Source organism: Bacillus cereus group sp. N31, assembly GCF_016483245.1.
Classification (GTDB): domain Bacteria; phylum Bacillota; class Bacilli; order Bacillales; family Bacillaceae_G; genus Bacillus_A; species Bacillus_A toyonensis.
The window spans coordinates 58,789-73,788 of the sequence record NZ_JAEHCH010000010.1 but is presented as its reverse complement, the minus strand read 5'-3'; the positions used below and the strand labels follow the sequence as shown (position 1 = coordinate 73,788).

Genomic DNA, 15,000 nt, shown 5'->3' with positions numbered 1-15,000 from the left:
CGCCGAGTTAACGCGTCGATTGTTTTCAGCTAAATAAAGGGGGTTTTTCGAATGGGTAAAAAGAACAAATCAAAACGTTTTATCCAACAAGGAGCCGATGCTGTTATGAAGCATGATGCAAGATTCCCGTACAGAGGTACATTAGCTGAGGCAGAAAAAGCGAGAAGTAACTCTTCTTTTGGAGGGGTTTAAATGGGGAACTTACTATTCCAACAAGCTAGAGATGCTGTTGCAAATGCCGTATCTTGTTCAAGCGGCGCTGAACAACAAGATCTCGTATATACAGCAAAAAACGCTTTGCAATCCGCTTATGCAAACTCTTCAACTGCTGAGAAAGTTCAGCTACGCGAGATGCAGGAGCAGTTGCAAAACATTACGAATTTGCATTAAAAAAGAGGACCAGCTTTGGTCCTCTTTAATCTTTTCGAAACAATCCGAATACCCCGACCGTTTGCAGTATATTTGTGAACGCACCTGGGTCTACTTGTTTAATAACCCTTTCTAATTCGTACAACTCGTAACGAGTAATAACCATCATTAACATTTCCTTATTTTCATTTGTGTAAGCACCTGTTGCAGGTATAGTTGTAATCCCTCTCACTAACCGTGAGTGAATCGCCTTTCGTACGTCTGCACCATTTTTCGTAACGATTAACGCTGTGATTTTCACATGGCGAGTATGGATGGCATCAATAATTCTCGTTGATACATATAAAGTTACTAACGTATATAACGCTTTCTCCCACCCATATACATAACCCGCAGCGATAATAATAATTGCATTAAAAAAGAAAAAGTATGTACCGACAGGTTTATCTTTTATCTTAGATAAAATCATCGCAATGATATCTAAACCACCTGTAGAAGCACCCCATTTTAACGCAACCCCTACCCCAATCGCTGAAATAATGCCGCCAAAAATTGCATTTAGTATAATATCGTTCGAAACCGCTCGAACTGGGATAATTTCTAAAAACAAGGTCATAAATATAACGCATAGAAAACTAAAAAACGTAAAAGCCTTCCCAACCTTTTTCCACGCTAAAATAACGACAGGAATATTAAACAAACTAAACAATACTCCTGTAGATATATGAATAGATAAAAAATCACCTAATATTTGTGATAATAATTGAGACAATCCAGCAAAGCCACTCGCGTACACTTTCGCTGGTGTTAAAAACAAATTCATTCCAATCGCATTTAATAAGCCTGCGATAATTACAACGATTAATTTCTTAATAAGTTCGGTATAATTCAACTTCAAATCCATCTCTAATCCACCTTTACCCTTCATAAATGCACCGCTATACATAGTCTTTACGAAAAAGGAAATGATAAACGTACAACGTTTAGAAATGGAGTTGATACATATGCCACATACGAGTGATAACGACAAAAAAGCTCGCGATAATAATGCAAAACGCACGCAAAAAAATGAGCAAGAGCAAAAAAATATTCAGCAGGGCAAGCGCGCATATTCCAAGAAGACTGATCACCTTTGATCCCATCGTACATCAACATAATTGTTGATGTACTTTTTTTACATTTCACAGGAAAAAACATTAAAAATTCACTTCATGTTCACTTCTATATTCTACAATAGCGATAACATATTCGGATGAGGTGTTAGCATGAGAGGGAAACATATTTTCATTATTACTGCACTAATAAGTATATTAATGCTTTCTGCTTGCGGACAAAAGAATGGCTCAGCTACAGTCGCTACAGCAACAGACTCAACCATTACGAAGAGCGACTTCGAAAAACAATTGAAAGATCGTTACGGAAAAGACATGCTATACGAAATGATGGCATACGACGTTATTACGAAAAAATATAAAGTATCTGACGATGATGTAGATAACGAGGTCCAAAAAGTAAAAAATCAATTTGGAGACCAATTCAAAGGATTTTTAGAAAACAATCGTTTAAAAGATGAGGCTGATTTCAAAAATCAAATGAAGTTCAAACTCGCTCTGCATGAAGCGGTTAAGAAAAGCGTTACAGAAAAAGACGTGAAAGACCACTATAAACCAGAAATTAAAGCGAGTCACATTTTAGTAAGCGATGAAAATGCAGCGAAAGAAATAAAGAAAAAACTAGACGCTGGTGCTTCATTTGAAGAATTAGCAAAACAAGAATCACAAGATCTACTATCAAAAGAAAAAGGCGGAGACCTCGGATACTTTAATTCAGGTACAATGGCGCCTGAATTTGAAACAGCTGCCTACAAACTAAAAGTTGGCGAAATTAGCAATCCCGTCAAATCAACGAACGGCTATCACATTATTAAATTAACTGATAAAAAGGATTTAAAGCCTTACAATGAAGTGAAAGACTCCATTCGTAAAAACTTAGAAGAAGAACGTATCGCTGACCCTACATTCAGTCAAAAACTATTACAAGACGAATTAAAAAAGGCAAATATTAAAATAAATGATAGTGAATTAAACGATACATTTTCTCTTATATTTGAGCGGGGAAACTAAAAAAAGCACGGTCTTATTTAAAAAGATAAGACTGTGCTTTTTTTATTTCATGTTTTATTGCTTGTATTCTAGCCTATGATACATTCTTCTGCATAGCAAACAAATACTTGCTTTTCCGAACGTAAAGATACTATATAATACTCATCTTCAAAATGCCCTACTATATAACCCATTTCCCCCGCCAGTTCAATTGTTTCTTTATTGAAATATACTCTTGTCCGATCAAATTTCATATACTTTATGATACTCTCTAACTCATTTTCGTTTACTTCCTTTTCAGAGAAAAGGAACATGAGGCTTCCCTCCATACATACAGGAGAAATCACATCGAAAATATCAGTTGCAGGATCATACTGGTTTATTAAAATTGCGCTCTTTACGATCGACTTTTTCCAGTTTAACTCTTTTAATTCTTTTTCCCAAATATAATTTTGCACCTTTGTTAATTCTTCTTGAACCCCTTCACAATTCACTAAAAGATATAAATGAAATTTCGACATCATTGTTTCCATAAATTGTTCCATGCTTGTATCAACATCAACTATATATCTATTAATTGTTGATAACAAATTCAAAATTTTATCATTTTCAAAATTATCATGCTCATCTAATACTAGAAAATATTCGTTTTTTTCCGTTGCAGGTTTGTGTATTTCAATATATTTATCCATATTTTCTCCTTATATCCGAATGGATTGTCCGCTGCGATTCCTTTTGCTTCACTCTTTAGGACGTTACCCCATGCATCGTATTCATACGTTGCGACAACTTCTCTATTTTGATCTGTCATCGCAATTACATCACCACGAGAGTTATAATGTTAATATACCGATTGATCTTGTATTTTCATTGCTAGGCGGACGCCGTCTTTGTTGTAAACGTATTGTCGGAGGACTTTTCCGTTTCCGTCTGTTTCGTATAGCGGGTTAATGCTGTCACCGTCGTAGAAGTAACGGGTTACTTGTCCGTTTACGTTCTTTTCAATACGACGGTTTTCGTTGTCGTATTTATATGTTGCGAACGGTTTGCCTTCCCCTTTTTTCGTTACAGCAACAAGTTGGTCTGCTTCGTTCCATGTGTATGTGTATTTCCCATCAGATGTACGGTTACCATTTGCGTCATACGTTAACGATTCGTTTCCGAATTTTAGAAGTTGATTTCCTTCGTTAAATGTTGCGATTACTGATTTCGTTTCTTTTCCATTTTCTGTTACTTTCACACACGTACGATTGCCAAATCCATCATACGTGTAGTCTCTAACTGTTCCATTTGGTGTAGATTCTTTTAATAATTGATTAATTGGATCGTATACGTAATTTGTTTCCGTTATTTTCCCATCAGAACTTTCATGTTTAATCTTCGTACGGTTTCCTGTTTTGTCATACTCATATTTCTCTAATAGTAGCATTTGCTTTGGTGTTGCAATAGCTAAATCCGATAGTTTCCCTGTTTGATCATAATTATACGTTGCACCAGCATCATTCGGTGCGATATACGTACGTACGTGGCCATTCTCATCTGTTTTCATTCTTACAATTAACAATTTAAAGAATTTTCTGATGGTCTTCAATATAAAAACGACAATATTGTGTCTTTTTTTCTAAAAATGTATATTTTCCGACAATTTACCATCTTATATTCTTTTTTCCTTATAAATACAGTAAAATATTTGTAGATTAAACGTTTTATTACACCTTATTTACTTTTTATCTACTTTATAATAAAAAAAAGAACTATTTTTTCTCTTAAAAATTTAGAGAAAAAATAGTTCTTTTTCATTCACTTTATTTCTTAAAGTAAGTCCAACCTTCTTCTTGGTAAATCTTTTCTTCTTTCATCATTTTACCAAGCGCACGCTTAAACGCAGCTTTACTCATATTGAAACGTTCTTTAATGTCTTCTGGGTGGCTCTTATCCCAAAACGGCATTGCTCCGCCTCTTTCTTCCATATATTCATAAATTACTGCAGCATCATCTTCCATTCCTTCTTCTTTACGAGGAAGAAGTGAAATGTTGATTGTACCGTCATCTTTCACGTCAATAATACGACCTGTTACACGCTCACCGATGCGGACTTGTTCTTTTCTTTCTGTATGGTGTAAGAAAGCACGGAAATGCTCATCAGTTAGTATGAATGAACCAACTTGAAGTGAACGATACACACGTCCATTGACGTTTTTATTACGCATAGATGGCGTCGCATCTACGATAATTTCTTGCATATCACTGTCTCTTGCTGGAAGAGCGATTAAACGATCACGATTCGTTAATTTTAACGTACAATATAATTCGTCGCCCACTTCTGGCCATACTGGCATATAAATCGGGAACTCATCAAGTGGAATTAGTATATCTTTTGATACACCAATATCAACAAACACACCTAAACTAGGAATAACTTCTACAACCTTTACCCAATTCCAATCATGTGTTGTAATAATTGGCTCCTTCATTGTTGCTGAAATACGATTTTGGTGATCAAGGTATAAGAATACATCAATTGTATCGCCTTCTTCAATTTCTCCAGCTACTTCGTTTTTATGTAGGAAAATTTCTTCCTCTTCATTCCCAACCATATATCCGATTTCCGTTTCGCGTAAAACAGTTACCTGTTCAATCGATCCTAATTGCAAATACATATTTTTTAATTCCCTTCTATATATATAAAGTTATCTTTTTTATCATTCCAAACAAAAGTTAATTATAACACGATTTTTCCTTTATTTGTCCAACTGCCCAAAATTCACTATAATAAAGTGAGGTTACATGAATATAAGTATGAAAACACTTAAGTCTAAGCTCGTTTTCAGCTATACTTTAGTATGTACAGTACATAAAAAGATTAGAAATTTATTTGGAGGTGCTAACTATGGCAAAAGATAGTTCTTTTGACATCGTTTCGAAAGTAGAATTACCTGAAGTAACAAACGCAATTAACATCGCATTAAAGGAAATCCAAAACCGATATGACTTTAAAGGAAGTAAAAGTGATATTAAACTAGAAAAAGAAGTACTTGTTTTAACTTCTGACGACGAGTTCAAATTAGACCAAGTAAAAGACGTCTTAATTTCTAAACTTGTAAAACGTAACGTTCCAATTAAAAACTTGGACTATGGAAAAGTGGAAGCTGCGACTGGTAACACTGTTCGCCAACGCGCAACGTTGCAACAAGGTATCGATAAAGATAACGCGAAAAAAATTAACAACATCATTAAAGAAATGAAATTAAAAGTGAAAACACAAGTACAAGATGATCAAGTACGTGTTACAGCGAAAAGCCGTGATGACTTACAAGCAGTAATCGCAGCCGTTCGCAGTGCTGACTTACCGATTGACGTACAATTCATTAACTATCGCTAAAAAGAAAACTCCTCTTAATTAGAGGAGTTTTTGTATTTATTAAGAGCAGCACCATATCGCTTTATCAAATGATTTTTTCGGAATATACACTTTATCATTTTCGATTTTGTATTGAATATTATTTTTCTTAAGAACTGCTGTGTTAACAGAATGAATACTATCACCCCACCGAACAAATTCCCTATCGTCACCGATGTCCCCAAAATACAAACTTACAAATACGATAAGAAGACATGAACATAGAGCGAGCAACTTCTTTTTCTGCAAATATCTCACCTCATCTGCGTTTCCTTTTAACCGCAATTAAAAACGCAATAAATAATACGTTCACACCGACGATTAAGGAGATAAATAACCAATTCACACCTGTTTCTTTACTAACAGTATACACATTCGATTCTTCGCGCTTTAAAACGAGATAGAACTTCCCGTTTTCTTCTCTTATAATTTCGTCTTCTAACAATCCTCTTAACTGTTGTTTTTCACCAATTGCACTTGCAGGTAAGGAAACTTTTTGTGTTTCTTTCGTATTATTAATTGCTACTAATGTTACTTCATCTTTGTACTTTCGTTTTAATATACTCATTCCATCTTTATCATATAAAAGTTCAAACGTACCACGTCGTAAAGATGGTCTCATTTGTCTAAGTTCGCCAAGCTTTGTTATGTGCTGCATAAACTTTTCATCTGATTTAAAATCCATTAATCGGCGATTATCCGGTACACTTCCTCCATCTAATGCAATTTCAGTTCCGTAATAAAAATTCGGAATTCCTGGTGATGTTAATAAATAGGTAAGAGCTAGTTTCAAACGTGATGGCGGATAATACATATTTTCTTTTGCGATACGTGCAAACCTTTTTGTTTCTTGATTATCTAAAAACGTAACAAACTCCCCTTCTTTTTTACTCACATCATATAACGATTTCACCGATACATCCGCTTCGGAAAACGATTCTACTATTTTTTCATTGTATTCACTATCTTCTTTTGTCATAATACGAAAATCTTTCTTTATCACTTGCATATCCTTTTGAACGTCACCCCAGAAAGAACGCGGCTTTTTTTCACTATGTATTACATAACTTCCATCTAAATCGACTTCTTTTACCCACCATTTCATCGAGTCGATTACTTGTTGTTCGTTTTCTCCAAATGGAAATTGAAATACAACTTTCATTCCTTTTTCGTGAGCTTCTTTTACAAGCTCTTTCAGATCATTTTCTGTTCCGAAATGTTCATTTACTTTTTGAAAATTTCGCACGTCTAATCCATCATACTGTCCACTTTCAAAAAGTGGCGAAAGCATAACAGTCGTAAAACCCATTTCTTTTATATAATCCAGCCTTTTTATAATTCCTCTTATATCTCCGCCCTGATAACCTTCTAAATTACCAACGTCTAACTGCTTGTCATTTTTCGGTTCTCCATTATTGAAGCGATCAATCATAATCGAATATATGACTTCATCTCGCCACTCTCTTTTTTCATCTGCAAAAGTATGTATTGGTACAAACAAAACGACAGCTAAACAAAAACAAATGAATAGGTTCCTAGTCCGTATTTTTTCCACACGCATCCCCCAAGTTTTTTAATTGTAAGAATATTATACCAATTTTCTAAACAAATCGCATACGCTGATTTCATTCCTTCAAAAATACATAATGTTAGATTTTCTTACATGATTAATAAAATTTTCTAAAAATTCAGTTGATTTTCACCTCAATTTCGAATATGATATGAAACATAACAAACAATGTAACATTTTCTAACATTACAGGAGGAGATTGAATGAATACGGGAGATACAGTTTTTATGTTTGTAACGACAGTAATGGTCATGTTAATGACACCAGGATTAGCACTTTTTTACGGAGGCATGGTTCGTAGTAAAAATGTATTGAGCACAACGATGCACAGCTACAGCGCAATGGCTATCGTCTCAATTCAGTGGATTGTAATCGGTTATTCTTTATCTTTCGGACCAGATTGGCACGGACTTATAGGCAATCTCGATTGGTTCGGCTTAAACGGAGTTACCTACGCACCAAATCCAGACTACTCATCTACTATTCCTCACAATTTATTTATGATGTTCCAACTCATGTTCGCTATTTTAACTCCAGCTTTAATTTCAGGTGCATTCGCTGAAAGAATGCGTTTTTCTGCCTTTCTTATTTTTATTCTTCTATGGACAACACTCGTTTACAATCCCGTCGCTCATTGGGTATGGGGCGTTGGCGGATGGCTAAGAGAACTTGGCGCGTTAGACTTCGCTGGTGGTAATGTCGTTCATATCACTTCTGGTGTTGCCGGTCTTGTATTAGCGATTTTCCTCGGAAAACGAAAAAACATAAACGGTACCTCTCCTCACCATTTACCATTTACGATGTTAGGTGCAGGTTTACTATGGTTCGGGTGGTTCGGTTTTAACGTCGGGAGTGCATTATCATTAAACGACGTCGCTTTAACTGCATTTATTAATACAAATATAGCCGCCGCTGCCTCTGCTCTAACTTGGATGCTATCTGAATGGTTCTTCCAATCGAAACCGACTGCGATGGGAGCTGCTTGCGGGGTTGTTTCCGGTCTAGTCGCAATTACGCCAGCTTGCGGATTTGTTACACCTTTCTCCGCCCTTCTTATCGGAGCAATTGGCGGCGTATTATGTTTCGGTGCTGTCTTCTTCTTAAAAACGAAATTCGGGTACGACGATACACTTGATGCATTCGGATGTCACGGCATCGGAGGAACTTGGGGCGGTATTGCAACTGGACTTTTCGCAACTACTACTGTAAACGGTGATGGCGCTAACGGTCTGTTTTACGGAAACGCAGCTTTACTATTTAAACAACTTGTCGCAATCGGAGCAACATATGCATTCACAATTATAATGACATACGCCATTATTAAAGCGATCAACTACTTCCTCCCTGTTCGGGTAGATGAGCACGAAGAACATATGGGACTTGATATTTCGATGCACGGTGAGAAGGCTTATGAGTATACTGAGCGAGTGAATTAAAAAAGAGATGCAATCTACTACTAGTAGATTGCATCTCTTTTTATTATACTGTCGGTGGTATACCCTAGTTGGTATATTCATGAATATATCAGCGATTATTCGGATATATCGACGATTTTTTAAATATATCAGCGATTCTTTCATTATATCGACGTTTCGACACAAAATATCGATTTACCAACAAATTCCGACATGATGAAAACGAAAAACACCCCGTGTAAAGCTTATTTTACACATAAAAAGACGACCGAAAACCGGTCGTCTTTTTCTATTTATTTCGGAGCATTCCCTACATATTGCGTAATATCAACATTTAACGCTTGAGCTAAACGCATACCGTACCCTTGGTCTGCACGGAAGAAGTTACAAACAGCTAATAATTTCGTGCGCTCATTTACGTCTTTTAAGTCGTTTGTTAAGTTTGCAATTAAGTTATCTTGCTCTTCTTTAGAAAATGAACGGTAACGCTCACCTGCTTGTTTGAAGTCATTTGGTTTCTCAATTTTTTCACGAGATACGTAGCCTTCTACTTTCATAGTTGAATCGCGGTAAGTTGGATCTTCAACCGGATTTTCAGCATGACGGCTCGGTTCGTAGTTGATTGTAGATGGGTTTTGATTCATTTGCATCGCACCATCACGTTGTTGGTTATGAACAGCTGCATATGGGCAGTTTACAGGAATTTGTAAGTAGTTTGCACCAAGGCGATAACGCTGTGTATCTGGGTAAGAGAATAAACGTCCTTGTAATAATTTATCTTCAGATGGTTCAATACCATTTACAGTTGCACTCGGAGAGAACGCCACTTGTTCTACTTCCGCGAAGAAGTTTTTCGGATTACGATTTAACGTCATTGTTCCTACTTCCATTAATGGGAAACGATCTTCTGGCCATACTTTCGTTGGATCTAGTGGATCAAAGTCTAAAGAATCCGTTTCATCTAGTTGCATTACTTGTACGTGTAAATCCCACTTCGGATAATTTCCTTTTTCGATTGCATCGAACAAGTCACGAGTTGCATGGTTGAAGTCTTTCCCTTGCACTTCTTGCACTTCTTTTGCATTTAAGTTACGTACACCTTGCTGTGGTTTCCAGTGATATTTAATATAGACGATTTTACCTTCTGCATTAATCCATTTAAATGAATGGACACCGAAACCTTCCATTTCACGATAACTCGCTGGTGTACCGTAATCAGAAAATACCCACGTCATCATATGTGTAGATTCCGGACTTAACGTCATGAAATCCCAGTAACGATCTGGCGTTTGAATGTTTGTATCAGGTGCTGGTTTTAAAGAATGCACCATATCAGGGAATTTAATTGCATCACGAATGAAGAAGACTGGTAAGTGGTTACCTACGATATCGTAATTTCCTTCTTCTGTATAAAATTTAACAGCGAACCCACGTGGATCACGAGCTGTTTCCGGAGAACCTTGACCATGAATAACCGTTGAGAAACGAACAAATACAGGCGTTTCAGTTCCTTCATTTTGTAAAAATGCGGCTTTCGTATATTGCTTCATGCTGTTTTTCGTTACGAATACACCGTGAGCACCTGCACCACGCGCATGCACAACACGCTCTGGAATACGCTCACGATCAAAATGTGCAAGTTTTTCTACTAAATGATAGTCTTCTAACAATACCGGTCCACGGCGACCAGCTGTACGAGAGTTTTGGTTATCTCCAACTGGAGCACCTTGGTTTGTTGTTAAGCGATTATTTGGATTCATCTGGGGATCCTCCTCTTTCTTTCGTAGTAATTATTATTTATTTAAAATTATTATAAACTAATTATTATTCAAAATTAAATCTTTGTCAACTATTCCCTTCATTTTTTTAGAAACAATTTCAGCTAAACAATCAATAAATACAGGTTGTGCATTTGGCATATTCGGTCTAAAATATTGGGCGTTTAATTCATCCGTTACAACCTTACATTCATAGTCGTTGTCATATAAAACTTCTAAATGCTCTGCCACAAATCCAACTGGGCAATATACGAAAGATTCATATCCATGCTCTTCAAACAAATCTCTCGTTAAATCTTGCACATCTGGTCCAATCCATGGGTCTGGTGTATTTCCTGCACTTTGCCAACCAATTGTATAGTGCTTTACACCTGCTTCTGTAGCAATTAAATCTGCTGTTTGCCGTAATTGCTCTACATATGGATCACCCGCTGCAATAATTTTTTCTGGTAAACTATGCGCCGAAAAAATTACGACTGCTTTTTCTTTATCTTTAACTTTTGTAAACGTTTCTTTTATTTGATCTGCCCAATAGGAAATAAACTTCGGTTCATCGTACCATTGTTCAATTGGTTCAATAACAGGGCCACCAATGTCTTCTGAAAGACGAATCGCGCGTTCATTATATGCTTTAATGCTGAATGTAGAGTAATGCGGTGCTAATACGATACTAATCGCATGCTCAATCCCATCTTTCTTCATCTCTTCTACTGCGTCTTCTATAAATGGTGCAATATGTTTTAATCCTAAGTAACAAGTAAATTCATACTCTGTAAATATATTATTCATTGAATCCGTTAATTTATGCGCTTGCTCTTTCGTAATTTTCGCAAGCGGTGATATTCCACCAATTGCTTTATAACGCCCGATTAAATCTTGGAGCGCTTCTTCTGTTGGCTTACGCCCATGACGGATATGTGTATAATACGCTTCTACATCATCCAATGACTCCGGCGTTCCATACGCCATTACGAGTAAACCTATTTTTTTCTTTGCCATCTATTTCACACCTCAATTTTTGAAAATGAGAATCTTTTTCAAGAACGTTTGTTTCCAATTATAACAAGCAATAATAAGTACGTCAAAATAATAATTCTAAATAAATATTATTTATAAGGTGGTTTTTAATTTTATATGACAATTTATTTAATAAAAAAAGCGGCTCACGTACATGTAAGCCGCTTTTCTGCTATTCTTTAATATTTACCCCATACTCTTTAAACCAAACGTGAATTTGTGCTAAATGAGCTAGAAGTTGCGGCCCAGTCATTAATTGACCGAACCAAGGTGTTTGGAATGCACTTCCGCCTGAGTGGATTAATCCATTCAATTGCTCTTTATCAAACAATTCATGCAAAATTGAGCCTTTATCCGTTAATAAATCCTGTAGCCATACTGTTACCGCTTTTGTATAATGCGGGTTATGCGTTTTCGGATAAGGACTCTTCTTTCTATATAAAATGTCATGTGGAAGTATCCCTTCTAAAGCTTTACGCAATAGACCTTTTTCGCGGTTTTCATACATTTTCATTTCCCAAGGAATATTCCACGCATATTCGACAAGTCGGTGGTCCGCAAATGGAACGCGCACTTCTAAGCTTGCTCCCATACTCATGCGGTCTTTTCTGTCTAATAATGTTGTCATAAACCATACCATGTTTAAATAAAATAATTGTCGTCTCTTCGCTTCCAGTGGGCTTTCTCCCTCTAAAATAGGAACTTCTTGAATGGATTCTTCATAGCGCCTTTGTACATATTGTTGTAAATTTAATTTACTTCTCCATTCTTTCTTCAGAAGTTGTTCACGTGCTTCTGTAGAGCGCATCCATGGGAATGCACTTGATTGTAAATCATCTTCTCTATAAAACCATGGATACCCACCGAAGATTTCATCTGCACATTCTCCAGATAAACCGACGACAAAGTCTTGTTTAATTTCGCGGCAAAACCATAATAATGAGGAATCGATATCTGCCATACCAGGCAAATCACGAACGAGCACCGCTTCTGTTAAACACTCTGCTAGCAGTTCATTTGAAATGACGCAACGATGGTGAGTCGTTTGAAACGTTTCAGTCATTAAGTTAATAAACGGCGCATCTGAATTGGGTTGGAATGCATTTGCTTTAAAATATTTTTCATTATCTTCATAGTCAATAGAATACGTGTGTAATGGCCCTTTCCCTGATCTTTCATATTCTTTTGCGGCAATTGCTGTTATAGCACTTGAATCTACACCACCTGATAAAAAAGTGCATAACGGTACATCAGAAACGAGTTGCCTTGTAATAGCATCTTGTAATAAAAAGCGTGTTTTCTCTACTGTTTCTTCAAAGGAATCTTCATGTTTTTTGCTTTCTACATTCCAATATCTCCATATACATAAACCATTTTTTGAAAATGTCATTGCGTGGCCCGGTCGTAATTCTTTTATACCAGCATAAATACCGTGACCAGGCGTTCTAGATGGTCCGAGGCCGAATATTTCTGATAACCCTTCTAACGTTACTTCAGCCTTCACATCAGGATGCGCTAGTATCGCTTTTAACTCTGAGCCAAATAGTAATCGTCCACTATCATATTTATAAAATAGCGGTTTTACACCTAATCGATCTCTTGCAATAAATACTTGTTCTTTCCGTTCGTCCCATACAGCAAACGCATATATACCGTTTAAATGATCGACACATTCTTCTTTCCATTCAATATACGATGCTAATAATACTTCCGTATCAGAATGACCTTTGAACGTATATCCTCTTCTTAAAAGTTCCTTTCGAATGTCTTCCGTGTTATAAAGTTCGCCGTTATAGCAAATTGCATAATTCGCTTCATCCTTTAAACAAGTCATCGGCTGTTTACCACCCTCAGGGTCAACAACGATTAACCGTTTATGCCCAAACGCGACATTACCCTTAATCCAAACTTTATTATCATCTGGGCCACGCTTCGCTAACGTCTCAGCCATCTTCATAACGACGGCCCTTTCTCCTTCTAATGAGCGTTTATAATCCACCCATCCTGTAATCCCGCACATATAAATCATCCTTCCATCTTATTACTTTTCCTGAACGTGCAGTAATCCCCACTCTAAAAGTGCGGATACAAAAAAATGACAAACTTGACGATAACCTACCATCCGTATACGGAATAGTAATTTCACTCAGTAAAACGTGTTTTATTGTATGCCCACCTATGTCCGGATGTGTCTAGTTATAAAGAACGCGCGAACTGTCTATAACAAGAATAACTACTTTTCATAAAGGAGAAATCGTGTATGATACAACGTAAACATATTTTATATAACCAGCCTCGTGCTCATTCAGTCGGTAATGTAGAATATATAAACAATGAATGGGTATTCTTTGATGATGAAAATGATGAAGCATTTTTATTAGAAGATATTGCCGAAGATGGCTTTGAGGTTTTATATAACAACAACTGGCTACCAGCCCGTTTTTATGAACAAAACATATTGCAAATCGCAAATGAACAACATCCCCTCCAAAACGGGGAAATGATACGCATTCGTAAAAAATTACTCCTTAGCTATCATGAATGGCTTGAGGAATTACCCGATTCTGTTTTTGCGTTATTAACAGAATCATTGCAATCACTTCATTACTCTCTATATGATTGCATGTATTGCCATAATTTTTTATCCTTCTTACCGAAAGAGGAAGCATGCGAGGGAGTAAATATTCTTTTATTTGATAATGAAGAGATGATCTGTACACTGCAGCACCATTTCGTTCGTCACTCTTCTTCAAATAAAAATATTTTCCGTTTTACGAAAGTAAATGGAGAAGAGTTGCATATCGATGCGACATAAAAATAAAAACCACCGTATCCCCCAAACATTTGAGAGATACGGTGGTTTTATTTTTTATTAGAATACTTGCCAACCAATCGGTAATTTCAGTCCAAGGTAAAATACCGCTACTAGTGCGACAATAAATAATCCCCAAACTGCCCCTGTTGCCTTATTCTTGCTCATTTTCACAAGAACCATTTCCATTCCACCGATAACTAAAATACCAGCTATCATTTTTAAACCGTACCACATGTGCATGTTACTTGTTGCAGTCTTCATAATACCCATGTACAACATGAAACCTGTCACAATAATGATAATGTACATAAGACGAAGCCCCATATGTACACCTTTCCCTTTACTTCCTGCTGAATAAAGTGAATACGCAACGAAGAATAAAATTAAACCTAACGCCCATGCTGTAATATGCATATGTACCATCGTATCCCCTACCTCCTCTTTTCACACTTTTTCACTCTATATGATAACATGTTCATTTATTTTCAGGAAATGTTTCGCTTTTTTACATTTAAATGATATAATATTTAGAGT

At 36.4% G+C, this 15,000-nt stretch carries 16 protein-coding genes and 1 pseudogene; 7 read left to right on the top strand and 10 right to left on the bottom strand.

Annotation, left to right across the window (positions count from 1 at the left end):
• Positions 1–51: 51 nt before the first annotated feature.
• Both JDS81_RS14505 and JDS81_RS14500 read left to right on the top strand, forming a co-directional pair.
• A complete protein-coding gene (locus tag JDS81_RS14505; protein ID WP_000516816.1) occupies positions 52–192 on the top strand; it encodes a hypothetical protein in 141 nt (46 codons plus the stop codon).
• Positions 193–390, top strand: a complete 198-nt coding sequence (locus tag JDS81_RS14500) for a DUF3813 domain-containing protein (protein ID WP_000527396.1) — start codon at positions 193–195, stop codon at positions 388–390. It begins immediately after the preceding gene.
• A 25-nt stretch (positions 391–415) separates the two neighbouring features.
• Here JDS81_RS14500 and JDS81_RS14495 read toward each other — a convergent pair whose 3' ends face one another.
• Positions 416–1,273, bottom strand: a complete 858-nt coding sequence (locus JDS81_RS14495; protein WP_000364440.1) for a YitT family protein — start codon at positions 1,271–1,273, stop codon at positions 416–418.
• Positions 1,274–1,373: 100 nt separating this feature from the next.
• On the opposite strand from JDS81_RS14495, the gene JDS81_RS14490 reads away from it, so the two are divergent.
• Positions 1,374–1,505: a DUF3941 domain-containing protein gene (locus JDS81_RS14490; protein WP_001120851.1), complete on the top strand. Its 132-nt coding sequence runs from the start codon at positions 1,374–1,376 to the stop codon at positions 1,503–1,505.
• 129 nt (positions 1,506–1,634) lie between these two features.
• Positions 1,635–2,492, top strand: coding sequence for a peptidylprolyl isomerase PrsA (gene prsA / locus JDS81_RS14485; RefSeq protein ID WP_097953211.1), 858 nt, complete (start codon positions 1,635–1,637; stop codon positions 2,490–2,492).
• A gap of 68 nt (positions 2,493–2,560) precedes the next feature.
• On the opposite strand, the gene JDS81_RS14480 is transcribed toward prsA, so the two are convergent.
• The 3 genes and pseudogenes from JDS81_RS14480 to JDS81_RS14470 all read right to left on the bottom strand — a co-directional run bounded on the left by JDS81_RS14480 (position 2,561) and on the right by JDS81_RS14470 (position 5,131).
• Complete coding sequence (locus JDS81_RS14480) at positions 2,561–3,163, bottom strand: hypothetical protein (RefSeq protein WP_016108001.1); 603 nt, start codon at positions 3,161–3,163, stop codon at positions 2,561–2,563.
• Between the two features lie 11 nt (positions 3,164–3,174).
• A pseudogene (locus JDS81_RS14475) lies at positions 3,175–4,035 on the bottom strand (RHS repeat domain-containing protein); the annotation flags it as partial.
• Positions 4,036–4,276: 241 nt separating this feature from the next.
• The gene (locus tag JDS81_RS14470; protein WP_000281281.1) at positions 4,277–5,131 is read right to left on the bottom strand and encodes a CvfB family protein; all 855 of its coding nucleotides are present in this window, start codon (positions 5,129–5,131) and stop codon (positions 4,277–4,279) included.
• A 230-nt stretch (positions 5,132–5,361) separates the two neighbouring features.
• On the opposite strand from JDS81_RS14470, the gene JDS81_RS14465 reads away from it, so the two are divergent.
• On the top strand, positions 5,362–5,853 hold the full coding sequence (locus tag JDS81_RS14465) for a YajQ family cyclic di-GMP-binding protein (RefSeq protein ID WP_001040146.1): 492 nt from the start codon (positions 5,362–5,364) through the stop codon (positions 5,851–5,853).
• A gap of 39 nt (positions 5,854–5,892) precedes the next feature.
• Here JDS81_RS14465 and JDS81_RS14460 read toward each other — a convergent pair whose 3' ends face one another.
• Together JDS81_RS14460 and JDS81_RS14455 are read right to left on the bottom strand one after the other, a co-directional pair.
• Entirely contained in the window at positions 5,893–6,120 is a 228-nt protein-coding gene (locus JDS81_RS14460) for a hypothetical protein (protein ID WP_097953210.1), read from the bottom strand.
• 10 nt (positions 6,121–6,130) lie between these two features.
• Positions 6,131–7,426 carry an alpha-amylase family glycosyl hydrolase gene (locus JDS81_RS14455; RefSeq protein ID WP_252199166.1) on the bottom strand — a complete coding sequence of 432 codons (1,296 nt, stop codon included), beginning with the start codon at positions 7,424–7,426 and terminating at the stop codon, positions 6,131–6,133.
• A 218-nt stretch (positions 7,427–7,644) separates the two neighbouring features.
• Here JDS81_RS14455 and JDS81_RS14450 point away from each other — a divergent pair, with 218 nt between their 5' ends.
• Complete coding sequence (locus JDS81_RS14450; protein WP_097838065.1) at positions 7,645–8,877, top strand: ammonium transporter; 1,233 nt, start codon at positions 7,645–7,647, stop codon at positions 8,875–8,877.
• A gap of 272 nt (positions 8,878–9,149) precedes the next feature.
• Here the strand turns inward: JDS81_RS14450 and katB are convergent, their stop codons facing one another.
• From katB to asnB, 3 genes are all read right to left on the bottom strand, one after another.
• On the bottom strand, positions 9,150–10,616 hold the full coding sequence (katB, locus tag JDS81_RS14445) for a catalase KatB (RefSeq protein WP_097953208.1): 1,467 nt from the start codon (positions 10,614–10,616) through the stop codon (positions 9,150–9,152).
• 57 nt (positions 10,617–10,673) lie between these two features.
• Positions 10,674–11,633: a ferrochelatase gene (hemH, locus tag JDS81_RS14440; RefSeq protein ID WP_088055481.1), complete on the bottom strand. Its 960-nt coding sequence runs from the start codon at positions 11,631–11,633 to the stop codon at positions 10,674–10,676.
• Between the two features lie 190 nt (positions 11,634–11,823).
• Complete coding sequence (gene asnB / locus JDS81_RS14435) at positions 11,824–13,671, bottom strand: asparagine synthase (glutamine-hydrolyzing) (RefSeq protein WP_000333956.1); 1,848 nt, start codon at positions 13,669–13,671, stop codon at positions 11,824–11,826.
• Between the two features lie 240 nt (positions 13,672–13,911).
• Between asnB and JDS81_RS14430 the strand changes: the two genes are divergently transcribed.
• A complete protein-coding gene (locus JDS81_RS14430; protein WP_097953207.1) occupies positions 13,912–14,466 on the top strand; it encodes a DUF2777 domain-containing protein in 555 nt (184 codons plus the stop codon).
• 57 nt (positions 14,467–14,523) lie between these two features.
• Here JDS81_RS14430 and JDS81_RS14425 read toward each other — a convergent pair whose 3' ends face one another.
• Positions 14,524–14,889 carry a YisL family protein gene (locus tag JDS81_RS14425; RefSeq protein WP_097953206.1) on the bottom strand — a complete coding sequence of 122 codons (366 nt, stop codon included), beginning with the start codon at positions 14,887–14,889 and terminating at the stop codon, positions 14,524–14,526.
• Positions 14,890–15,000 lie beyond the last annotated feature (111 nt).